We start from the raw sequence: 23,187 nt of genomic DNA, 5'->3' as shown, positions 1-23,187 counted from the left end.
CACTCGTGGCCCCACCCGCGCCCCACCCGCCTGCGCCGCCCGCACTCGCCCGCCCGGGTTGATCTTGGAGTTCTTCGGCCATCAATCGGGCAAATCGCCCGCAAGGTCCGAACAACTCCAAGATCAACTTTGGGCGCGGGCAGCCGGGCGCAGGCGCGCCGGGCGACCGGCCGCGGGCGCGCAGGGAGGCGCGGGCGGCGGGCGGCCGGCGCGGGCACGGGCGGTGGACGGCGAGGGCGGAGGCGGCGCGGTCAGCGCGTGGTCGCGGGGCGCAGCCAGAGGGTGCCCAGCGGCGGGACGCGCAGCTGGGCCGACGCCGGACGGCCGTGCCAGGGCTCGGCGACGGCGGCGACCTCGCCGAGGTTGCCGACGCCCGAGCCGCCGTAGATGTCGGCGTCGGTGTTGAGGACCTCCTGCCACGGGCCGGCGTGCGGCAGCCCGACGCGGTAGTCCTCGTGCGGCAGCGCGTTGAAGTTCGCGACGCAGACCAGCAGCTCGCCGTCGGGGCCGTGGCGTAGGAACGAGAACACGTTGCCGGTGGCGTCGTTGGCGTCGATCCACTCGAAGCCGGCCGGGTCGGTGTCGAGCGCCCACAGCTCCGGTGCTGCCCGGTAGGCGCGGTTGAGGTCGGTGACCAGCCTTTGCACGCCGGCGTGGCCGGGGCGCTCGAGCAGCCACCACTCGATCTCGCGCGACTCGGCCCACTCGGACTCCTGGCCGAACTCGCCGCCCATGAACAGCAGCTGCTTGCCGGGGTGCGCCCACATGTAGGCGTAGAACGCACGCAGCGTGGCCAGCTGCTGCCACCGGTCGCCGGGCAGCTTGCCGAGCAGCGAGCCCTTCCCGTGCACGACCTCGTCGTGGGAGAGCGGGAGGACGAAGTTCTCGCTGAACGCGTACATCATCGAGAACGTCATCTGATGGTGGTGGTACTGCCGGTGGATCGGGTCGCGGGACAGATAGGCCAGTGAGTCGTGCATCCAGCCCATGTTCCACTTCAGCCCGAACCCGAGGCCGCCGAGATGGGTGGGACGGGTGACGCCGGGCCAGGCGGTGGACTCTTCGGCGACGCTGATGATGCCCGGCACCGAGCGGTACGCGGTGGCGTTGGTCTCCTGCATGAACGCGATGGCGTCGAGGTTCTCGCGGCCGCCGTGCGGGTTCGGCAGCCAGGCGCCCTCGGGCCGGGAGTAGTCGAGGTAGAGCATGGAGGCGACGGCGTCGACCCGCAGGCCGTCGATGTGGTACTCCGTCAGCCAGTAGAGGGCGTTGGCGACCAGGAAGTTGCGCACCTCGGGCCGGCCGAAGTCGAACACGTACGTGCCCCAGTCGGGGTGCTCGCCGCGGCGCGGGTCGGCGTGCTCGTAGAGCGGCGTGCCGTCGAAGCGGGCCAGCGCCCAGTCGTCGCGGGGGAAGTGCGCCGGCACCCAGTCGAGCAGGACGCCGATGCCGGCCTGGTGCAGGGTGTCGACGAGGAACTTGAAGTCGTCGGGGTGGCCGAACCGCGCCGTCGGCGCGTAGTACGACGTCACCTGGTAGCCCCACGACCCGCCGAACGGGTGCTCGGCGACCGGCAGGAACTCGACGTGCGTGAAGCCCAGCTCGGTCACGTACCGCGCCAGCTCGACGGCCAGCTCGCGGTAGGACTTCCCGCGCCGCCACGATCCCAGGTGCACCTCGTACACCGACATCGGGTGGGTGTGCGCCGACCCGCTGCGCCGCGCCAGCCACACCTCGTCGTTCCACTCGTAGCGGGTCTGGTGGACGATCGACGCCTGTGCGGGCGGCACCTCGGTGCGGAACGCCATGGGGTCGGCCTTGTCGCGCCAGTGGCCGTCGGCGCCCTGCACCTTGAACTTGTACAGGGTGCCGTCGCCGACGCCGGGCGCGAACAGCCCCCAGACGCCGCCGCCGACGCGCGTCATGGTGTGCCGGCCGCCGTCCCAGCCGTTGAAGTCGCCGGCGACCTGGACCAGCCGGGCGTTCGGCGCCCAGACGGTGAACGCGGTGCCCTCGACGCCGTCGATGGTGGTGACGCGCGCGCCCAGCACGTCCCAGAGCCGCTCGTGCCGCCCCTCACCGATGAGATGGAGGTCGACCTCGCCCAGGAGCCGCTGTGCGTCGATCATCCGCCGAGCCTATCGGCCGCCGACCCAGTAGCGTTGCCTCTCGTGCGTGCTGCGAGAGTGACGGCGATCATGGCCGCGATGCTGCTGACGGCGACGGCCTGCGACGGCGGTGACGGCGAACCGGGCGACGGCGGCGGTTCCGGCACCAGCGCGGCGCCGGCGGGCCTGCCCGACGTCGCCGACGGGCGTCTGGTGCGGCTGCTCGGCGACGGCACGCCGGACCCGCTGGACGGCACCGAGCCGGCCGCGCAGTCCGGCGTCGCGGGCCCGATCCTGGTGACGCCGGGCGGCGACGGCGAACTCGTCGGCTTGCAGACCACCTACCCGAGCCTGTTCACCATCGGCCAGGACGGCACCGCCACGGCCGTCGAGGGCCAGCAGGTCTTCGGCGAGATCCCGGCGGCCGGCGTGGTCACCGGCGACGCGTTGTTCCTCGTCGCCGGCTCCGGCACCGAGGCACTCGTCGGCACGCTGAGCCTGGCCGACGCCGCGTTCACCGAGGCCGCCCGGCTGACCGGTGCCGACACATCGGTGCCCACGGCCGCGGTGCTCGATCTGCCCGACGCGACCTGGCTGTTCTGGGCCGGCACCTGGTGGACGCTCGACGGCACGCTCACCGAGCCGGCCGGGGCGCAGCCGGCCGAGCCGCCGGTCGAGGGCGCCGTCGCGGCCGCCCGCACGGAGTCCGGCGTCGCCGTGCTCACCGACTCCGAGCTGGTGCTGCTGGACGAGTCGCTGCGCGAGACCGGCCGGTCGGCGTGGACGCCGCCCGCCGACGCCGAGGGCCAGACGGTCACGGCGGCGACCGGCGACGGCGCCGACGGCCTCATCGTCACCACTGCCGGGCTCGAACAGCGCCGCGACTCCGGCTCCGTCCTGCACGTGACGCCCGACGGCGTGACGATGCTGGCCACCGGCTCCAAACCGGGCGGCGGCACACCGAGCACGAACTGCGACGACGCCGACGTCGCCGCCGACGCCGCGCACCTGTCGCGGCCGGTGTCGGTGACCCTCTGGCAGAACCGCGTCGTCGTCGCCGACCAGGCCTGCCACAGTCTGCTGCAGCTCCCGATCCCCGCCGCCGGCTGACTCGCGCCCGGGCGGCGGTCAGTTCGCGCCGGTGCCCGCGCTCTCGGCCTGCCACTCGGCGGCGTTGTCGCGGCATTCCTGCATCGCCTCGTCCAGCGGCGTGCCGAGGCTGTTCGTCGCGTCGGTGGCGAAGCCGTTGAAGTCGGTCTCCCAGCCGGTGGCCTGGGAGCCGGTCCACGTCTCGGCGCCGAGGAGGTCGCGGACGGCCTGGATGGCCTCCTCGATGTCGGTGGCCGCACTGCTGACGGTCCCCATCGACTCGTTGCACTCCTGAACGTACGGAATGGGCATGGTGACGTCCTTACTTGGGCGTGAAGCGGTCGTCGTTGGGGGCGAACTGGCCGGTGGCGTCGCGGAACCCGTCGGGGGCGCCGTTGGCGATGGCCTTGAGGTCGGCCGGCATCTGGCTCCACCAGCGGTCGAAGGCCGCCTGCTCCGCGTCGTCGCGCGGCGCGATGATGCCGTCGTGGATGAACGACTGATCCTCGGGCAGCGGGTAGACCCCTGAGTCGACGAATCCCTGTGCGACGTGCGTGCGCATGTCGGCGATGTCGGTCATCATCTCGTACTGGACGTCGCTCTCGACGTTCTGCGCGGCGTCGGTCGGGAACAGGTTCTCCTTCTGCGAGCCGGCCAGGGCGGTGGCGACCGAGCGGAGGAAGTCGGCGGACTCGCCGGCGATCGGGATGGCCTCGAGGAAGTCCTTCGTGACGTCGAAGTAGATCTGGTTCTGCTTGTTCGCCGCGTCGCGCGCCTCGGCCTCGGTGAAGTCCTGGTCGGCGAAGGCGATCGACACCATGCCGTTCAGGAAGCCGAACTGACGCAGCAGGTCCGGGTTGCCCGAGGGGTCCTCGGACAGCAGGTGCGCGGCGCCACGCAGCTGGGCCTGGATGGCGCCGCGGAACGCGCCGGCCGCCTCGGGGTCGGTCATGAACGTCTTCATGAACCCGTTCATCACCGTGGTGTTGGTGGCGAGGTAGAAGCTGTCGCCCTCGCGGACCACCTCGTTGATGTCGACGTTGTTCTGCCCGGTGGACGCGGCCATGTCGGGCGCGTAGGCGGTGCCGACGACGGCCATCGCCTCGGCCAGCGCCGACGGCAGCTCCGGCAGCTGCTCCTTGTCGTAGTCGCTGCGCTCGCGCTTGCTGAGGTCGTAGCCGGCCTGGAAGACGTTGGCCGCGGCCTGAGCGGACTCCTGGCCGTTCTCGGCGCCGCGGTCCTGGGTGGCGGCGATCAGCACGCTGGCCGCCGGCCCGCTGTCGTCGTGCGGCACGGCGCCGGGCGTCTGCCAGTCGTAGTCGATCAGCCGCTGGGCGTTCTCGAGGCCGTCCTCGCCGTTGAGCAGCTGGCGGCTGGCCTCGGGGTTCTGCCCGGTGCGGTTGAGGATGGAGTTGACGGGATCGAACTGCTGCATCAGCTCGATACCGCGGCCGGCGTCCTCGGCATTGTTGTCGAGGTAGTCGACGTCGATGCCGATCTTGGTCCACCAGTCGTCGTCGTCCTGCACCCAGCCGCCGGGCACGTAGCCGCCGGCCGTGGTCATCGGCGCGCTGTAGTGCGGGCGCGGCGGGGCGTTGTCCTCGCGCCACTGCAGTGCGTTGTCGGCGACGGTGCGCATGAAGGCCGAGCCGTACTGGTCGCCGCCCGGCCCGTACATCATCATGATGCCGTTCTGGAGCGTGTTGTCGACCGAGCTCAGCGGGTCGAGCGCACCCTGGTTGAGCGTGACCTCGCCGGTCTCGGAGAGCCGGCTCACCGCCGCGACGCCGGTGCTGAACAGCCGCAGCCGGTTCTGGTTCTGCTCCGACGGCGGCACACCCTGCTCGGCGATCTGCCGGTTCATCGTGGTGATGACCTCGGCGCCGCCGGCGTTGAAGAACGCCTGCAGATAGGCGGGATCGTCGGCGTGCGCCTCCATGGCCTCGGCGGCCTGGCGCTGGGCGCGGTCGCGCTGCTCGGGGTCGTCGCTGTTCATCATGCGGCTGAGGTCGAGGGCGTCGCGCGTGCCCTCGTTGGCCTGATCCTGGGCGGTGACCTCGAACGGCACCTGGAACATGGTGACGGTGCTGCCGGTCGCCGAGACCCGCGGCTGGTTGGCCGCGGTGGCGGCGAGGTCGGCACGGTCGAACATCGGGCGCCACTGGTCGTCGAGCCAGTCGGCGAGCGCGTTCAGTTTCGCCCCGCTGAACGACCCGTCCCAGCCGTCGATGCCGTCGACGATGGTGGGGGTCTTCTCACGAACGGTGCTCGCCGCGGTCTGCAGCTTACGAGCAAGATCACGCAACCGGTCCGGGTGGACGGACACGTACTCCGTCATCCACTCTCCTTCGAGGTCAGGTGCCCGGAGAAGAGCGTACCCCGCGATCAGCCCGGCAGCGCCAGTCGTTCCACCGCCGCCAGCGGGATGGGCAGCCAGCTGGGCCGCCGGCGGGCCTCGAAGACCACCTCGTACACCGCGGTGTCGGACTCGTACGCCGCCAGCAGCTCCGGCTCGTGGCGCGGGTCCAGCTGCGAGGCCGACGCGTAACCGTTGCAGAACGCCTCGCTGTTGCGCTGCGTCCACTCGTGCGCGCGGTAGACCAGCTGGTCGTGCGCGGGGTCCTCCGGCGGGTGGTCGGTGATCAGCAGGTGGCGGGCCGCGTAGTCGAACGAGCGGAGCATCTGCGCGACGTCGCGGACGGGGGAGTGCATGGCCCGGCGGTCGGCGACCGGCGCCATCAGCTCGCCCTCGAAGTCGATCAGCTTCCAGCCCAGGACGGTGCGCAGCACCTGCCCCAGGTGGTAGCTGCCGTGGATGCGCTGGACGGTGACCGGATCGCGGGGCCGGCGCAGCACGTCGTAGTGGACCCGCAGCCCGGCCGCGAACGGCTCCAGCTCCGGGACGCCGGCGACGGCGGCGTCGAGCCGGCGGGTCATGGCGTCGGCCAGCGCGCCGAGGTCGGACGGCGCCATGGTGGCGGTGGGCAGCACCTCGGCCAGCGTCTCGTGCACCCGCGCCGTGGCCATGCCCAGGCGGTACGCCTCGGCCGCGAAGTCGCCGCCCACCTCGTCGGCGTGCAGGTCGCCCTCGGCGTAGAGGTCGCGGACGCTCGCCGTGGCCAGCGCCCAGCCGTCGGAGGCCGTCGTCAGGAACCCACGCAGCATCGCCAGGCTGCCCGACGGCGTCGCGTCGCCGGCGCTCCAGTCGCCGTCGACCCAGCCCAGCAGCGGCGCGACCAGGGTGCAGCCGGCGTCGCTGAGCGCCTCGTTCAGCTCGACGTCGGGGTTCAGGCCGGGGTCGACCCGGCGGAACACCTTGAGCAGCGCGGCGTCGCCGTAGGCGAGGCTGGTGTTGTGGTGCTCGCCGGGCAGCACCAGCGACGGGTCGCCGTACGGCACCTTGACGTCGGGCTTCACGTGGAAGCGCAGGCCGTCGATGGCCGGCGCGTCGTCGGCGAAGTGGTCCAGCAGGACCGCCGTGGCCTCCTTGTCGTGCAGCGCGTCGTAGACGTGGCCGTCGGCCGTGTGGCCCAGGTGCACGTGGTCGAGGCGGTCGGAGCGCTGGCTGTGCACCGACAGCGGCACCTGGTAGACGTCGGCGCCGTCGTCGTGCGTCACCTCGGCCAGCAGGTGCCACACCCGTGGCTCGCCGTCGTGCAGCAGTGCGGCCGCCACCGGGCGGACGTCGAGCCGCCCGGTGCGCGCGCCGGTGAACCAGTGCTGATGGGGCAGCCACTCGGGCAGCAGCGCCACCGCCTCGGACAACCGCTGGTCGGCCGTCACGGCATCGACTCCTCCGGCAGCCTGGCCAGCCGGAACCAGTAGAAGCCGTGCGAGCCGAGCGTCAGCAGGTACGGCAGCTCGCCGATGGCGGGGAACCGCACGCTGCCGAGTAGCTCGACCGGCTGCATGCCCTCGTACCGGCGCAGGTCCAGCTCGACCGGCTGCGGGAAGCGGGACAGGTTGTTGACGCACAGCACGATGTCGTCGCCGAAGGTGCGCACGTAGGTGAGCACCGTCGGGTTGGAGCCGCCGAGGTCGACGAAGTCGCCCAGCCCGAACGCCGGGTTCTGCTTGCGCACCTCGATCATCCGCTGGGTCCAGTGCAGCAGCGACGACTTGTTCGCCAGTTGCGCCTCGACGTTGGTGACCTGGTAGCCGTAGACGGCGTCCATGACGACCGGGAGGTCGAGCCGGCCGGGGTCGGAGGTCGAGAAGCCCGCGTTGCGGTCGGGCGTCCACTGCATCGGGGTGCGGACGGCGTCGCGGTCGCCCAGCCAGATGTTGTCGCCCATGCCGATCTCGTCGCCGTAGTACAGGACCGGCGAGCCGGGCAGCGACAGCAGCAGCGCGTTGAACAGCCGCATCTGGTTCATGTCGTTCTCGAGCAGCGGCGCCAGCCGCCGGCGGATGCCCAGGTTGGCCTTCATGCGCGGGTCCTTGGCGTACTCGGACCACATGTAGTCGCGCTCTTCGTCGGTGACCATCTCGAGCGTCAGCTCGTCGTGATTGCGCAGGAACACGCCCCACTGGCAGCCCGACGGGATCTGCGGCGTCTGCGCCATGATCTCGCTGATCGGGTAGCGCGACTCGCGCCGTACCGCCATGAAGATGCGCGGCATGATGGGGAAGTTGAACGCCATGTGGCACTCGTCGCCGCCGACGTCGGGATCGCCGAAGTACTCGACCATCTCGCTGGGCCACTGGTTCGCCTCGCACAGCAGCACGGTGTCGGGGAACTCGTCGTCCATCACCTTGCGCACCTTCTTCAGGAAGGCGTGCGTCTCGGGCAGGCTCTCGCCGTTGGTGCCCTCTTTCTCGTAGAGGTACGTGACGGCGTCGAGCCGGAAGCCGTCGACCCCGAGCCGCAGCCAGAACCGGACGACGTCGAGCATCGCCTCGTGCACGGCCGGGTTCTCGAAGTTGAGGTCGGGCTGGTGGCTGAAGAACCGGTGCCAGAAGTACTGCCGGCGCACCGGGTCGTAGGTCCAGTTGGACGCCTCGGTGTCGCTGAAGATGATGCGGACGTCGGGGTAGCCGGTGTCGTCGTCGGCCCAGACGTAGAAATCACCGTACGGGCCGTCGGGGTGCTCGCGGGACGCCTGGAACCACGGGTGCTGGTCGCTGGTGTGGTTCATGACGAGGTCGGTCATGACCCGCATGCCGCGACTGTGCGCGGCCGCCACGAACTGCGAGAAGTGCTCGAGCGTGCCGAACTCGGGCGCGACGTCCATGTACGCGGCGACGTCGTACCCGCCGTCGCGCAGCGGCGACGGGAAGAACGGCGGCAGCCAGAGGCAGTCGACGCCCAGCCAATGCAGGTAGTCGAGCTTCTGGGTGAGGCCCTCGAGGTCGCCGATGCCGTCGCCCTGGGAGTCGTAGAACGACCGCACCAGGACCTCGTAGAAGACGGCACGCTTGAACCACTCGGGGTCGGTGCCCCGCGCGGGCAGCACCCAGCCCTGCCGCTCGGCCGGGACGACCTGCGGCCGGGTCTCGCTCATGGCCGGCACCATTCGATGGTAAGTGCGGCGGGGACGGTGGCCCCAGCGCTCGGTTCGGTACGCACGATGACCTCTCGTGACGTCGTGGCGGGGAAGTGTGGGTGGTGCGCGATGATCAGCCGCGTGAGCCGATTGATGTAACGCGAAGGTGACGCGGAGGTTTCGGTGCGGGGTTCGCCCGGCGAATGCTATTCGGCCGCCCGCGGTGTGGTCCAACCACTTCGCCCGGCACGCCGGACGAGCTTTCCCGGCGCCGGCGACTATGTCGTTCCCGGCGGTTCTGACCTGCGTAGATGATGTTCATCGTCACGTGGTGGTTCGCTGTCGGCGAAGGCGCCCGGCGGACGCCCGATGGGCTGATTCCGTCCCATTCTTCATACCCGCCGGGATACGGGCAAACCGCCTCGTCCAGGCGCATTTCAGAGGCTGTCGAGGATCTCCCGCATCCGGTCGATCTCGACGCCTTGGGTGACGCTCACGTCGGTGGCCATCTCGATCGCCAGCTGGTCCACGCCGCCGCCCAGCGCCGCGACGGCCATGTCGATCGCGCCGGCATGGTGCTGGCTCATGTAGGTGAGGAACAACTCGTCGAACTCCGCGCCCTCGGTGTTGCCCAGCTGCTCCAGTTGCAGCGGGGTGATCATGCCGGGCAGCCCGTGGTCGTGCTCGGTGCCGGCCGGCGGCAGCGGCAGGTCGCGCTGCGTCAGCCAGGCCTCCAGGGCCGCGATCTCCGGACCTTGCGCGGCGATGACCCGGTCGGCGACCAGCAGGACGCGCTCGTCCTGTGCGCGGTCCGGCGCCAGCTCGGCCATCGCGAGGGCCTGGCGGTGGTGCGGGATCATCTGCTCGACGAACCGCACGTCGGTCTCGCTGTAGCCGCCCTCGACGACCTCGATCTCCTCGCCCGGCTCGATCACGTCGGCCGTCTCGCCCGGGCGGCCCGGCTGGATCACCCGCGTGTCCGCGGTGGCCGTCGACGTGGTCGCCGGCGCACCGCGGTCGGTGCCGCCGTCGTCGCCGCTGCAGCCGGCCAGCGCGAGCAGGGCGGCGAGCGCTGCCGCCGTCGTCGTGCCGAGGGTCAGGCGCGGCATCGTTCCTCCAGGTGGCCGGGGGCGGATCGGGCCAGCGTAAGGCCGAATCCGGCCGAGCCGAAGGGTGTCAGCAACCGGACGGGTCGAAGTTTCGCAGGATTGTGACAGAAGTATGGCCATTCCGGTCGATAGCCGTTATTGTGCGGCCCTGACCTTGATCGGCCCTTTCCTCTCTACCCCGGTGAGGTGTGCGCATGATCGGACATCGTTGGAGAAGAAGGGCGGCGGGTCTCTCCGTCGCCGCCCTGGTGAGCAGCGGTCTGGCCCTCGGGGCCATCGGAACCTCCGCCGCCGACGACGGCGAGTTGCTGCGGGACTCCACGCAGAGTGAGGAGTGCGCCAACGCCGAGGCTCTCGAGGGCCTCGGCGACAACTTCGAGGAGAACTGCCTCACCGAGTCCGAGCTCGCCGAGATCACCGAGGCGCCGGCGGCGGCGAGCATCCTCCCGCCCGGTGAGACCGCGGGCTCGCCGAACCTCCACCTCGTGGCGAACCTGCCCAAGGAAGGTCCGTTCGCGCCGGCCAACGCGCTCAACTCCGACCTTGCCTTCCAGGGTAAGTACGCGTTCGCGGGCAATTACAACGGGTTCACCATCTACGACATCCGCAACCCGCGGAAGCCGAAGGTCGTGAGCCAGGTGCTCTGCCCGGGTTCGCAGAACGACATCACCGTCCACGGCGACCTGCTCTTCCTGTCCACCGACTCGCGCTGGACCGACGACTCCTGCAGTGCGACGAACCTGCCCAACATCAGCGACACGGCAGGACGGGACTACTGGGAGGGCATGAAGATCTTCGACATCAGCGACATCGAGAAGCCGCAATACGTCGCCGCCGTCGAGACCAAGTGCGGCTCGCACACGCACACGCTGGTGCCGGGTGAGGAGAGCGTCTACATCTACGTCTCGTCGTACGGTCCGAACGCCGGGCTGGCCGACTGCCAGCCGCCGCACGACAAGATCTCGATCATCGACGTGCCGCTGGACTCGCCGGAGGACGCCGCGGTGGTCGCCGAGCCGGTGCTGTTCCCGGACGCCGGCAACCAGGGCGGCAACACTGCCGGCTGCCACGACATCACCGCCTACCCGCACCTCGGCCTGGCCGCCGGCGCGTGCATGGGCGACGGCATCATCATGGACATCAGTGACCCGCTGAACCCGGTGATCCTCGACCAGGTCCGCGACCCGAACTTCGCGTTCTGGCACTCGGCGACGTTCAACAACGATGGCACGTCGATCATCTTCACCGACGAGCTGGGCGGCGGCAGCGGGCCGACCTGCAACCCGACGATCGGCCCGAACCGCGGCGCCAACGCCATCTACACGTGGGACGGCGACTCGCTGGAGTTCGCGTCGTACTACAAGATCCCGCGCGAGCAGGCCAACACGGAGAACTGCGTGGCGCACAACGGCTCGCTGATCCCGGTGCCGGGCAAGGACATCTTCGTCCAGGCGTGGTATCAGGGCGGCATCTCGGTGTTCGACTTCACCGACCCCTACAACCCGGCCGAGATCGCCTGGTTCGACCGCGGTGCGTGGACCGGTGAGTCGATCGCCGGCGCGTGGTCGACGTACTACTACAACGGCTACATCTACTCCAACGAGATCCAGCGCGGCTTCGACGTGTTCGACCTGCGCGACCCGCGGGTGGCTCCGGCTAAGGGAACCCGGTACTCCGAGTTCAACGTCCAGACCCAGCCCGTGTACTGACGCACCACCACGCACCGAACGAGACGAGCGGACGGCGACCTGGTCGCCGTCCGCTCGTCCGTCGGTAAGGCTCGTGTAACAGTCAGCGACTACCGTTGGCGCCGTGCGTGCGATCCGACGACTCATGGTCCGTACCGTCCTCCCCGAGCCGCTCGCCGCGCTCGGCGACCTCGTCACGAACCTGAGGTGGTCGTGGCATCAGCCGACACAGGACCTGTTCGCCGCGGTCGACCCGGAGCTGTGGGCGGAGGTCGGCCACGACCCGGTCCGGCTGCTGGGCGAGGTGCGGGCGGAACGGCTGGCCGAGCTGGCCGCCGACCCCGCGTTCCTGGGCCTGGTCCGAGCCGCCCACGACGACCTGCAGCAGTACCTGACCGAGGCGCGCTGGTACCAGGACCACGACGGCAGGGCGCCGCGCGGCGTCGCGTACTTCTCGCCCGAGTTCGGCATCACCCACGTGCTGCCGCAGTACTCCGGCGGTCTGGGCATCCTGGCCGGCGACCACCTCAAGGCGGCCAGCGACCTCGGTGTGCCGATCATCGGCGTCGGGCTGCTCTACCGGCACGGGTACTTCGTGCAGTCGCTGTCGCGCGAGGGCTGGCAGCAGGAGCGCTACCCCGTCGTCGACCCCGACAACATGCCGCTGGTGCGGCTGCGCGAGGCCGACGGCACGCCCGCTCAGGTCACCGTCGGCATGCCGGGCGGGCGGGTGCTCACCGCGGCCGTCTGGGTGGCGCAGGTCGGCCGGGTGCCGCTGCTGCTGCTCGACTCCTACATCGACGACAACGGCCCGGCCGAACGCGACGTCACCGACCGCCTCTACGGCGGCAGCCGCGACCACCGGCTGCTGCAGGAGATGCTGCTCGGAGTCGGCGGCGTGCGGGCGGTGAGGGCGTTCTGCAGAATCACAGGATCACCGGGGCCGGAGGTGTTCCACACCAACGAGGGGCACGCCGGCTTCCTCGGCCTCGAGCGCATCCGCGAGCTGGTCGAGGAGCGCGGCCTGGCCTATGAGGCGGCGCTGGAGTTCACCCGCGCCGGCACCGTGTTCACCACCCACACGCCGGTGCCCGCGGGCATCGACCGCTTCCCGATGGACCTCGTGAAGCAGTACTTCGGCGGCGACAACGCCAGCCCGGGCCTGGCGGTCGAGCAGATCCTGGCGCTGGGCGCCGAAGACTACGAGGGCGGCGATCCCGCGGTGTTCAACATGGCCGTCATGGGGTTGCGGCTGTCGGCTCGCGCCAACGGCGTCAGCACCCTGCACGGCGAGGTCAGCCGAGGCATGTTCGCCGGTCTGTGGCCCTCGTTCGACGAGCGCGAGGTGCCGATCGGGTCGATCACCAACGGCGTGCACGCGCCGACGTGGGTGGCGCCGGAGATCCTGCGACTGGAGGAGAAGGCGATCGCCGGCGGCGGCTGGACGGCTGCCACGGCCACCGTCTCCGACGCCGATCTCTGGTCCACGAAGCGGACGCTGCGGGCCCGTCTGGTCGACTCGGCGCGGTTCCGGCTGCGCGACTCCTGGCACGGCCGCGGCGCCGGCGACGCCGAGCTGGGCTGGATCGACGACGTCCTCGACCCGGGCATCCTCACCATCGGGTTCGCCCGGCGGGTGCCGTCGTACAAGCGGCTCACACTGATGCTGCGCGACCCCGCCCGGCTGAAGGCGCTGCTGCTGCACCCGGAGCGGCCGGTCCAGTTCGTCATCGCCGGCAAGGCGCACCCGGCCGACGACGGCGGCAAGCGGATGATCCAGGAGATGGTGCGCTTCGCCGACGACCCGGAGATCCGGCACCGCATCGTCTTCCTGCCCGACTACGGCATCGGCATGGCGCATGCGCTGTACCCCGGTTGCGACGTGTGGCTGAACAACCCGCTGCGCCCGTACGAGGCGTGCGGCACGTCCGGCATGAAGGCGGCGCTCAACGCGGGCCTGAACCTGTCCATCCGCGACGGCTGGTGGGACGAGTGGTCCGACGGCCTCAACGGCTGGGACATCCCCTCCGCCGAGGGTGTCGGCGACCCGTCCTACCGCGACGAACTCGAGGCCACCGCGCTCTACGAGCTGCTGGAGAACGAGATCGCGCCGCTCTTCTACGACGTCGACGGCGAGGACATCCCGCGCCGCTGGGTCGATCAGCTGCGCCACACGCTCACCACGCTCGGCCCGAAGGTGCAGGCCACGCGCATGGTCCGCGACTACGTCGAGCAGCTCTACACGCCGGCGGCGGAGTCCAGCCGCTCGCTGAACTCCGACTTCGACGGCGCGGTGTCGCTGGCGGACTGGAAGGAGCAGGTCCGCGCCGCCTGGCCGCACGTCCGCGTCGGCCACGTCGAGACCACCACCGTCGACACCTTCGAGCGCGGCCAGACCCTGCGGTTGCACGCGTTCGTCACCCTCGGCCCGCTCACGCCTGACGACGTCGACGTCCAGGTCGTCCACGGCGCGGTCGACGACGCCGACAACCTGCGCGAACCCGCCGTCACCCCCATGACCTTGAGCGAGCGGCAGGAGGACGGCGGCTTCCGCTTCGACGGCGAGGTCGAGCTCGATCGCACCGGCGCGTTCGGCTACACGGTGCGCATCGTGCCCCGCCACCCGCTCCTGGGCGACGGCGCCGAGCTGGGGCTGGCCGCCCTCCCCGAGTGAATGGCTGAGGGATCCGGGCCGCGCTGGCTGCTCGGATCCCTCAACCGCCCGCGTGCGTTGTCCACAGATCGCTCCGGGCAGCTGCCGCGGCCGTACTCACGCGCGCAGGCTCGCTCTCCTGGCTCGTGTGGAGGTGCTCCGGATCGCCGCCGTGCAGGACGGGTTGATCACCCGGTCCCAGGCGCTGGCGGCCGGCATGTCGATCGGTGCGCTGCGCCATGCCGCTCGACCGGGCGGGCCCTGGCGGCGAGTCGTACCCGGCGTGTACGCGACCTTCACCGGTCCGCTGCAGGATCTCCACCGGCTCCGCACCGCGGAACTGATCATCGGCCCCGAGGGGATGATCACCGGTTCCTGGGCGTGCCGATGGTGGGGCCTCAGGTACGGTCCGGACCCCGGCGAACGGGTCGACGTTCTGCTGGACCACCGGCACGATCGCGGGAAGGTGGGCGCCGTCCGGGTCATCCGGACGTCGCGTCTGCCCGCACCGAGGCGATGCGTCGACGTCGGGGCGCTCGAGGAGTTGCGCCGCTCGGGGCCGCCATTGGACCTGGTCCTCGACGGCACCGTGGTCAGCGCGGGCGTGGTGACACTGGCGCCGCCGGCGTGTGCCGTCGTCGATGCCCTCGTCCACGCGCGGCAGCCGGTGTACCTGCGCGACGCACGGGCGCTCATGTGCGAGGTGGTCCAGCGCCGCCGCGCGACGGTCGCGGAGTTGCGTGCCGAGGTGGCGGCCGCACCGCGGCGTGGTGGCGCCATGACCCGGCTGGCCATGAAGGACATCGACGCCGGCTGCCGCTCCGCTCCGGAGTGTGAGCTGCGCGACCTGGTGCTCATGAGCAGCGTGCTGCCCGAACCGCGCTGGAACCGCGTCCTGCCAGGACACCGGGGGATCGTGCCGGACGCCTGCTGGCCGCGAGCCCGGCTGGTGGTCGAGGTTGATTCGCGCAGTTACCACGGCTTCGGCGACGCGCCCCGGCGCACCGAGGAGCGACGGGCCCGCTATGCCGCGCTGGGCTGGCGGATGCTGCCGGTCTCACCGGCCCGGCTGCGCAGCGAGCCGCAGGCCGTGCTGCGAGAGATCGAGGTCGCCTACCTCGCCGGTGGGTGAGGGATCGGTGTCGCTATGGCTACTCGGATCCCTCACCCATCCGTGCCGTCAGTAGGTGTAACCGCCGCCGCTGCTCTGGCTGCTGGACGGGGTGGAGCCGTCGGTGGTGACGGCGTGCCAGATGAAGTGGGTGCCCTGGAAGTCGTCCTCGAAGCCGTCGCCGGTGAACGAGCCCGGACCGGAGTCCTCGGCGAAGGTGTAGAGCGGCTTGCCGTCGAGGGTGAGCTGCTCGGAGCCGTCGGGACGGTCGACCACGGCGAAGGTGCCGGTGACGCCGGCCACGCCGGACGGGACGTCGGACTGGGTGGCGGCGACCGGCGGCCAGAAGTCGGTGCAGCCGTCGGTGCAGTGGACGGTGCCGTCGGCCTCGGCGTCCGTCGTGTAGAGGGTGTTGCCGTGGGCGTCGGTGAGGACGGTGGCGAAGTCCGGGATCACCCGGGTGCCGACGATGCCGTCCACCGTCTGGGTCTCGGTGGCGCCGGACCCGGAGCCCGACGTGGTGTCCGAGGACGACGACCCGCACGCGCTCAGTGCGAGCAGGGCCGCGGCGGCGATGCCGATGAGGCGCAGGCGCCGGGACCCGCTGTGAAGCGAACTGTTCATACCGGTGGTACGAACGAGCCCGCCCCGGGGATTCAGTCGATCACGCGCAACAGCAGGCAGCTGCGTCCGGGCAGCCGGACGCGGGCCGCCGCGCGGTGCCGGCGCCCGTCCGCCGTGGCGTCGGCGGTGTCCAGCACGACCTCGTACGACGCGGCCCAGAACCGGCCCGGCAGCCGCACGTCGACGGCGTCGGCGCCGGAGTGGACGTAGAGCAGGAACGACTCGTCGAGGATCGGCTCGCCGCGCACGCCGCGCGACCGGATGCCCTCGCCGTTGAGGTACATGCCGAGGGTGCGCAGCGACCCGTCGTGCCACTCGGCCTCGGTCATCTCCGCGCCGGACGGGGCGAACCACGCGATGTCCTTGCGCCCGCCGTCGACCACCGGCACGCCCTCGAAGAACCGCCGCTGCCGGACGACGGGGTGCGCGCGGCGGAACCGCAGCAGCCGGCGGACGTGCTCGAGCAGCTCCGGGTGCTCGGCGGCCAGCGACCAGTCGATCCAGCTGATCTCGTTGTCCTGGCAGTACGCGTTGTTGTTGCCGCGCTGGGTGCGGCCGAGCTCGTCGCCGGAGAGCAGCATCGGCACGCCGGTCGAGAGCAGCATCGTGGTCAGCATGTTCTTGACCTGACGCAGCCGCAGCTCGCGCAGCGCGCCATCGGACTCACCCGCGTCTCCTTCCGTGCCGTGGTTCCAGGACCGGTTGTTGTCCGTCCCGTCGCGGTTCTCCTCGCCGTTGGCCTCGTTGTGCTTGCGGTCGTAGGAGACGAGGTCGCGCATGGTGAAGCCGTCGTGCGCGGTGACGTAGTTGATGGACGCGTACGGGCGGCGGCGGTCGTCGGCGTACAGGTCGGACGAGCCGGACAGCCGGAACGCGAGGTCGCGGACGCCGGCCGCGCCGCCGCGCCAGTGGTCGCGGACGGAGTCGCGGTAGCGGTCGTTCCACTCGGTCCACAGGTGCGGGAACTCGCCCACCTGGTAGCCGCCGGGCCCGACGTCCCACGGCTCGGCGATGAGCTTCACCTCGCGCAGCACCGGGTCCTGACCGATGACCGTCATGAACGAGCCGAGCATGTCGACGTCGTGCATCGAGCGGGCCAGCGCCGACGCGAGGTCGAACCGGAAGCCGTCGACGTGCATCTCGCCGACCCAGTACCGCAGCGAGTCCATGACCAGCCCGAGCACCGCCGGGTGCGCGACCCGGAAGGTGTTGCCGGTGCCGGTGTAGTCGAGGTAGCGGGACCGGTCGGCGGGATCGACGTGGTAGTACGCCTCGTTGGCGATGCCGCGGTACGAGAGCGTCGGGCCGCCGTCGCCCTGTTCGGCCGTGTGGTTGTAGACGACGTCGAGGATGACCTCGAGCCCGGCGTCGTGCAGCGCGCGGACCATCGCCTTGAACTCGTCGACCTGCTGACCGCGGGAGCCCGCCGACGAGTACGCGTTGTGCGGCGCGAAGAACGCCAGCGTGTTGTAGCCCCAGTAGTTCAGCGAGCCGCGGTGCAGGAAGTCGGGCTCGCTGACGTACTGGTGCACGGGCAGCAGCTCGACCGTGGTGATGCCGAGGCTGGTGAGGTACTCGATGGCCGCGGGGTGGGCCAGCCCGGCGTAGGTGCCGCGCAACTCTTCGGGGACGCCGGGGTGCCGCATGGTGAAGCCGCGCACGTGCGTCTCGTACAGGACGGTCTCGGCCCACGGCACCCGCGGCGGGGCGTCGCCGCGCCAGTCGAACGGGTGGTGGTCGACGACGACCGACTTGGGCACGTACGGGGCGGAGTCGCGGACGTCGCGGACGTGGTGGTCGCCGCCCTCGTCCATGGACGGGCGGACGTGGCCGTAGACCGCCGGGTGCGCGGTCAGGGTTCCGTCGACGGCGCGGGCGTACGGGTCGGTGAGCAGCTTCGCGGGGTTGAAGCGACGACCCGTGGCAGGGTCCCACGGGCCGTGCACCCGGAACCCGTACCGCTGTCCGGGCCGCACGCCGGGGACGGCGCCGTGCCAGATGTCGAACGTGCGGTTGGGCAGCACCAGCCGCGTCTCGGCGTCGCCGTCGTCGAACAGGCAGACCTCGACCAGCTCCGCGTCGGGGGCCCACAGGGCGAAGTTCGTGGCCGCCTCGCTGTAGGTGGCTCCCAGCGGGGTCCAGTGGCCGGGCCATGGCTCCATCGCGACATCCACGCGGGGCATTGTTTCCCATGTCGCCGACAAGAACCTCTTCGTCCAGGTAGGGGCAGTGTCACGGTACGGTGCCGGGATGAGCGAACGTGAGCGCGAGCCCGTCCGGCTGGAGGTCGCGAACGGCGTCGGGACCATCCGGCTGGATCGCCCGCCGATGAACGCCCTGGCCGCCGCCATGCAGGACGGCCTGCTGGCGGCCGCCGCCGAGGTGACCGAGCGGCGCGACGTCCGCGCCGTCGTCGTGTACGGCGGTGAGAAGGTCTTCGCGGCCGGTGCGGACATCAAGGAGATGGCCGGCTGGTCCTACACCGACATGGTCGACCGGTCGGTGGCGCTGCAGGCCGCGTTCACCGCCGTCGCACGCATCCCGAAGCCGACCGTCGCGGCCGTCACCGGTTACGCGCTGGGCGGCGGTTGCGAGCTGGCCCTCGCCTGCGACCTGCGGTTCGCCGCGGCCGACGCGAAGCTGGGGCAGCCGGAGATCCTGCTGGGCCTGATCCCCGGCGCCGGCGGCACCCAGCGGCTGTCGCGGCTGGTGGGCCCCTCGAGGGCGAAGGACCTGATCTTCACCGGCCGCATGGTCGGCGCTGAGGAGGCGCTGGCGATCGGCCTGGTCGACCGCGTCATCCCCGCGGGCGAGGACGTCTACGCGGCCGCGGCCGAGTGGGCGGGACGGTTCGCCACGGGCCCGGCCTACGCGCTGCGGGCGGCCAAGGAGGCCATCGACCGCGGCCTGTCCACTGACCTCGACACCGGCCTCGAGCTGGAGCGCCAGCAGTTCGCCGGGCTGTTCGCCACCGAGGACCGCGCCACCGGGATGCGCTCGTTCATCGAGAACGGCCCCGGCAAGGCTGACTTCGAGGGCCGCTGATGGCCGGCGAGGACCGGCCGCCGGCGTCGGCCGAGGACGTCGAGCGGGCCTGGAACGACACCAAGCTGGCCCAGGTGCTGTACCACGACTGGGAGGCGCAGACCTACGACGACAAGTGGTCGATCTCGTTCGACGAGCGCTGCATCTCCTACGCGCGGGACCGGTTCACCGCCGCCGCCGGGAGCGACGGCTGGCCGTACGGGCGGGCGCTGGAGATCGGCGCCGGGACGGGGTTCTTCTCGCTGAACCTGCGCCAGGCGGGCGTCCTGGACGACGTCACGGTCACCGACATCTCGCCCGGCATGGTCGAGGCGGCCCGCCGCAACGCCCGGCAGCTCGGCTTCGAGATCGCCGGCGAGGTGGCCGACGCCGAGCAGCTGCCGTTCCCGGACGAGACGTTCGACGTCGTGGTCGGGCACGCCGTCATCCACCACCTGCCGGACGTCGAGCAGGCGTTCCGCGAGATGCTGCGGGTGCTGCGACCCGGCGGCCGCGTCGTCATCTGTGGCGAGCCGACGAAGTACGGCGACAAGGTCGCCCGGGCACTGTCGCGGGCCACCTGGTGGACGGCCACGCGGGCCACCCGCCTGCCGGGGCTGTCCGGCTGGGCGCGGTCGCAGGAGGAGCTGGACGAGTCGTCCCGCGCGGCCGCGCTGGAGTCCGTCGTCGACCTGCACACGTTCGACCCCGGCGCGCTGACGGCGCTGGTGACCCGGGCCGGGTTCACCCACGCCGACGCCGTCACCGAGGAGCTGACGGCGGCCTGGTTCGGCTGGCCGGTGCGCACGTTCGAGCACGCCGTCAGCCCGGACCGGCTGGGCTGGGGCTGGGCGATGTTCGCCTACAAGAGCTGGCTGCGCCTCTCGGCGGCCGACCGCGTGCTGGCCCGTGTGGTGCCGCGCGAGCTGTTCTACAACGTGTCGGTGACGGCGGTCCGGCCGGAGTAGCCCCGGCCGGGCGCGCCGCATCGCTGGCTCAGGGCGCGTCGTGCCTCCGTGCCGCTGGAGGTCTGCCGTCGAATCCGACGGCAGAGCTCCAGCAGCGCATCATGCCGCCGCCGTCGCGCCCAACTCCTCGGGGAACCGGGCCAGCGGCGGGCGCAGGGACAGCCGCATCGCGTCGTAGCTGTCCGACCGCTCCAGCCGGGTCCGGCCGTGCCGCGCCAGCGTCTCGCAGAACCAGCGGTTGCCGGGCAGCCCGACGGTGTAGACCTCGCGGTAGCCGACCAGCCGGGCCATGCTGACCAGATGGTCCAGCATCATCGAGCCGAGGCCGGCCCGCTGCCAGCGGTCCTCGACGACGACCGCGAGCTCACCCGCGTCGCCGTCGTCGCGGCCCAGGTTGGCCAACGCGACGATCGCCCGGTTGGGCGCCTCGGCGATCAGCGCGATGTCGGTGCCGAGAAGCTGGGACAGGAACCGCCCGGTCATCGACGGGACGGAGTGATAGCGGTGCCGGACGGTCTCGGTGGAGCACCGCACGTGCATCGCGCTGACGTCACCGGCGTCGCGCGGCGAGGCGGCTCGGATGGTGACCGAACGCCCGTCGCGGAGTCGTGTCGTGACGCCCGAGCCGGAGAACAGGTGTGCCGATTCGGCCAGTCGCGTCGTCTTCATACCGGCCAGGCTCCGCCGCCGGTGTTTCGCGGTGGTCTCCGCTCCGTAACGGCCTGATCAGGCGGCATGACGGATCTCCGTTTCTGGCGGGACTCGCCGACGTCCTGGGACCTCGGGACCGGCTCGGGGGCTACCGTGTGGCGGTGGTGTTCCGCCGTCGCGACCCCCGGCAGGCGCGTTACCTGACGCCGTCGTCACTGCGCTGGGTGGTGCGGCACCGGGCGTGGACGTGGTGGTTCCTGGTGCGGTACGCCCGGCTGCTGCGGTTGCGCCTGCTGCACCCCGAGGTGGTCACCGAGGGCATGGTGTTCCTGGGCCGGCGGGCGCGGGTCTCCGGGCGGCCCGGATTCGGGCGGGTCGTGCTCGGGCGGTGGGTGCACATCGGCGACGGCACCCGGCTGAGCGCCCATGAGGGGACGCTGCGGGTCGGCGAGAAGACGGTGTTCGGGTCGTCGTCGACGGTCACCTGCTACCTCGACGTCGAGATCGGCGCTCGGACGCTGGTGGCCGACTGGGTGTACGTCACCGACTTCGACCACCGCTTCGACGACCTCACGACGCCGATCAAGGACCAGGGGATCGTCAAGTCGCCGGTCCGCATCGGGCCGGACTGCTGGCTCGGGGTCAAGGTGACGGTGCTCCGCGGCGCCGTCGTGGGGCGTGGCTGCGTGCTCGCCGCGCACGCCGTCGTCCGGGGGACGATCCCCGATCTGGCCGTCGCCGGGGGAGTGCCCGCGCGAATTCTCAAGCACCGCGGGAATTCGGCGGTTTCTGCAGAAAAGGACCGGGACGATTGTCCGGATCGGCGAAATTGACACCGAACTGTCGGTGCTGATCCGTCCTTTTTCTCCGCTACGAAGCGTTCGCTCGCATTTCGCGTCTACTGACGAGTAATTAGTCAATTCTCAAGGTCAAGAGTCTTGTCGAGCCAGTAACATCGCACCCGTCAAGCAGCCGGTCCTCGACCTAGGTCGCGCCTTTCCTCCGCGCATTCGACGCGGACGGCGCGGAGGCAACGTCCCCGAGCAGTACAAGGAGATCAGGATGACTTCCTGGGAAAGACATCGTCGGCGCCGGGTGGCGGCTTCGCTCCTGGCGGCCGGAGTGGCCCCGGTAGTCGCCGTCGGCGCGTGGCTGGTGCCCGCATCGGCGGCCGAAGGTGACGAGTCCCGTGCGGCCGCACGATTCCTGAGCGGAGAGATCCTCGGCACCGACCTGGACGCCGTCGCCGAGCTGGCCGGCGTCGAGGTCGAGAACCTCGGTACGCCCGACCCGGTCACCGACGCGAACCCGCTCGATCTCACCGTCCTCGACACCCTCAACCTGACGGTTCCCGGCGGGGTGCAGTTGCCGCTGAGCGACATCCTCCAGCTCGGCGCCGTCAACCAGTGGGCGTCGGCGGAGGACGGCGGCGCGTCGCACGCCGCCACCGGTGCGGTCGCCGACAACGGCGGTATCGGCACCGGCACCGAGGCCGGATTCCCCGGCAACGCGACGTTCGACCTCACCGACGTGGTCGGCGAGGCGCTCACCGACCTGCTCGCCGACCTCGAGCTGGAGCTCGGCGCGGTCTCGTCGGAGGCGCACCTGGCGCCGGCGGACGGCGGGTTCGAGTTCACCAACGACTACGAGATCGCCGGTGGTCAGCTGCGGCTGACCGTTCCCCTGCTCGCCGATCTCCTGCCGCAGGTCCAGGACGCCGTCGCCACCGTCGACGAGGTCGTCAACGGACTGGCCGGGCCCGAGGGCACCATCGCCCAGACCCTCTCGACCGTCGAAGGGCTGCTGAGCCTGCTGGCCGTCGCCGGGGTCGAGAACCCCGACATCACGGTCTCGCTCGAGACCGACCTCGCCGGCGCCGTCGAGGAGCTCCTCGCGACGCCGCTCGGTGAGGGAACCGGCGTCGAGCTGAACCTGGCCGAGGGCACGCTGGTCATCGACCTCGACACCCTGGCCGGCGGGCTCAACGATCAGGCGCCGAACACGGAGCTGCTCAGCAACGCCGTCATCGACCAGCTGGCCGAGACCATCGGCAACCTGCTCGACACGCTGGTCACCGACATCGTCGACACGGTCGAGAACGCGCTGAACGCGGCGACGCTGGACATCAAGATCTACGCCGAGGTGGGCGGGCTGCTGCCCGGCACGCTGGACCTGCAGCTCACCGGCACGCTCGGCGATGTCATCACCGGTGAGGCCTCGTTCGTCAACAACAGCACCGGCGTCGTCGTCGGTCTGATCTCGGCGTTGATCTCGCCGGTGCTCGACACGCTGATCACCACGGTCGGCGGGCTGGTCGAGGACCTGGTGTTCGCCGAGGGCGGCCCGCTCACCACGCTGGGCGAGACCGTCGCCGGCCTGGTCGGGTCGCTCACCGACGCCCTCACCCCGGTCGGCGAGCTCCTCGCGTCGATCCTGTCGATCAAGCTCAACGTCCAGGACGACCAGCCGGCCGCGCCGGTGAGCGCCCAGGCGCGTGCCTCGGACGGCCCGTACAGCGTGGCCGCGCTCGAGGTCACGGCGCTGCCGGACGCGCCCGCCGCGGTGCTGACCCTGGCCGAGTCGACGGTCGGTCCCAACACCACCGCTGATGACGGTGGCGAGACCGAGGTGGACGGCACGGAGACCGAGGTCGACGGCACTGAGGTGGACGGGACC

Annotated in this window: 17 protein-coding genes; 8 read left to right on the top strand and 9 right to left on the bottom strand. The window is 71.1% G+C overall.

Annotated elements, in window-relative coordinates; genetic code table 11:
- Positions 1-251 precede the first annotated feature (251 nt).
- Positions 252-2,129: a 1,4-alpha-glucan branching protein GlgB gene (gene glgB, locus DZA62_RS27890; protein ID WP_116952234.1), complete on the bottom strand. Its 1,878-nt coding sequence runs from the start codon at positions 2,127-2,129 to the stop codon at positions 252-254.
- A 42-nt stretch (positions 2,130-2,171) separates the two neighbouring features.
- Between glgB and DZA62_RS27885 the strand changes: the two genes are divergently transcribed.
- The gene (locus DZA62_RS27885) at positions 2,172-3,218 is read left to right on the top strand and encodes a hypothetical protein (RefSeq protein ID WP_157987951.1); all 1,047 of its coding nucleotides are present in this window, start codon (positions 2,172-2,174) and stop codon (positions 3,216-3,218) included.
- A gap of 18 nt (positions 3,219-3,236) precedes the next feature.
- Here the strand turns inward: DZA62_RS27885 and DZA62_RS27880 are convergent, their stop codons facing one another.
- From DZA62_RS27880 to DZA62_RS27860, 5 genes are all read right to left on the bottom strand, one after another.
- A complete protein-coding gene (locus tag DZA62_RS27880; RefSeq protein ID WP_116952232.1) occupies positions 3,237-3,509 on the bottom strand; it encodes a hypothetical protein in 273 nt (90 codons plus the stop codon).
- A gap of 10 nt (positions 3,510-3,519) precedes the next feature.
- Positions 3,520-5,535, bottom strand: coding sequence for a DUF6571 family protein (locus tag DZA62_RS27875; protein WP_116952231.1), 2,016 nt, complete (start codon positions 5,533-5,535; stop codon positions 3,520-3,522).
- A gap of 47 nt (positions 5,536-5,582) precedes the next feature.
- On the bottom strand, positions 5,583-6,980 hold the full coding sequence (locus DZA62_RS27870; RefSeq protein ID WP_198664277.1) for a maltokinase N-terminal cap-like domain-containing protein: 1,398 nt from the start codon (positions 6,978-6,980) through the stop codon (positions 5,583-5,585).
- Positions 6,977-8,701 carry a maltose alpha-D-glucosyltransferase gene (treS, locus tag DZA62_RS27865; protein WP_116952350.1) on the bottom strand — a complete coding sequence of 575 codons (1,725 nt, stop codon included), beginning with the start codon at positions 8,699-8,701 and terminating at the stop codon, positions 6,977-6,979. Before treS ends, DZA62_RS27870 begins: the two co-directional genes overlap by 4 nt.
- A 419-nt stretch (positions 8,702-9,120) precedes the next feature.
- Positions 9,121-9,792, bottom strand: coding sequence for a DUF305 domain-containing protein (locus DZA62_RS27860; protein WP_157987950.1), 672 nt, complete (start codon positions 9,790-9,792; stop codon positions 9,121-9,123).
- Positions 9,793-9,986: 194 nt separating this feature from the next.
- Here DZA62_RS27860 and DZA62_RS27855 point away from each other — a divergent pair, with 194 nt between their 5' ends.
- The 3 genes from DZA62_RS27855 to DZA62_RS27845 all read left to right on the top strand — a co-directional run bounded on the left by DZA62_RS27855 (position 9,987) and on the right by DZA62_RS27845 (position 15,265).
- Positions 9,987-11,501 carry an LVIVD repeat-containing protein gene (locus DZA62_RS27855; protein ID WP_116952349.1) on the top strand — a complete coding sequence of 505 codons (1,515 nt, stop codon included), beginning with the start codon at positions 9,987-9,989 and terminating at the stop codon, positions 11,499-11,501.
- Between the two features lie 103 nt (positions 11,502-11,604).
- Complete coding sequence (gene glgP, locus DZA62_RS27850) at positions 11,605-14,154, top strand: alpha-glucan family phosphorylase (protein ID WP_116952229.1); 2,550 nt, start codon at positions 11,605-11,607, stop codon at positions 14,152-14,154.
- Between the two features lie 127 nt (positions 14,155-14,281).
- Positions 14,282-15,265 (top strand): hypothetical protein, encoded by a 984-nt coding sequence (locus DZA62_RS27845; RefSeq protein WP_116952228.1) that lies wholly within the window; start codon positions 14,282-14,284, stop codon positions 15,263-15,265.
- Between the two features lie 48 nt (positions 15,266-15,313).
- On the opposite strand, the gene DZA62_RS27840 is transcribed toward DZA62_RS27845, so the two are convergent.
- Together DZA62_RS27840 and glgX are read right to left on the bottom strand one after the other, a co-directional pair.
- Positions 15,314-15,868, bottom strand: a complete 555-nt coding sequence (locus DZA62_RS27840) for a COG4315 family predicted lipoprotein (RefSeq protein ID WP_116952227.1) — start codon at positions 15,866-15,868, stop codon at positions 15,314-15,316.
- Between the two features lie 32 nt (positions 15,869-15,900).
- Positions 15,901-18,051, bottom strand: coding sequence for a glycogen debranching protein GlgX (gene glgX, locus DZA62_RS27835; RefSeq protein ID WP_408619766.1), 2,151 nt, complete (start codon positions 18,049-18,051; stop codon positions 15,901-15,903).
- Positions 18,052-18,118: 67 nt separating this feature from the next.
- Here glgX and DZA62_RS27830 point away from each other — a divergent pair, with 67 nt between their 5' ends.
- Positions 18,119-18,913, top strand: coding sequence for an enoyl-CoA hydratase/isomerase family protein (locus DZA62_RS27830; RefSeq protein WP_116952225.1), 795 nt, complete (start codon positions 18,119-18,121; stop codon positions 18,911-18,913).
- A complete protein-coding gene (locus tag DZA62_RS27825; protein WP_116952224.1) occupies positions 18,913-19,860 on the top strand; it encodes a class I SAM-dependent methyltransferase in 948 nt (315 codons plus the stop codon). The genes DZA62_RS27830 and DZA62_RS27825 overlap by 1 nt, the downstream gene beginning before the upstream one ends.
- 99 nt (positions 19,861-19,959) lie before the next feature.
- Here the strand turns inward: DZA62_RS27825 and DZA62_RS27820 are convergent, their stop codons facing one another.
- Positions 19,960-20,529 carry a GNAT family N-acetyltransferase gene (locus DZA62_RS27820; RefSeq protein WP_116952223.1) on the bottom strand — a complete coding sequence of 190 codons (570 nt, stop codon included), beginning with the start codon at positions 20,527-20,529 and terminating at the stop codon, positions 19,960-19,962.
- 143 nt (positions 20,530-20,672) lie between these two features.
- Here DZA62_RS27820 and DZA62_RS27815 point away from each other — a divergent pair, with 143 nt between their 5' ends.
- Both DZA62_RS27815 and DZA62_RS27810 read left to right on the top strand, forming a co-directional pair.
- Positions 20,673-21,344, top strand: coding sequence for an acyltransferase (locus tag DZA62_RS27815; RefSeq protein ID WP_198664274.1), 672 nt, complete (start codon positions 20,673-20,675; stop codon positions 21,342-21,344).
- A gap of 262 nt (positions 21,345-21,606) precedes the next feature.
- Positions 21,607-23,187, top strand: a 1,581-nt coding sequence (locus DZA62_RS27810) for a choice-of-anchor G family protein (protein WP_116952221.1), incomplete at its 3' end; no start/stop codon positions are given.

This window comes from Jiangella endophytica (assembly GCF_003427025.1).
GTDB lineage: Bacteria > Actinomycetota > Actinomycetes > Jiangellales > Jiangellaceae > Jiangella > Jiangella endophytica.
Note: the sequence above shows the minus strand (reverse complement) of the source record. Positions and strands in the feature narration are given on the sequence as shown.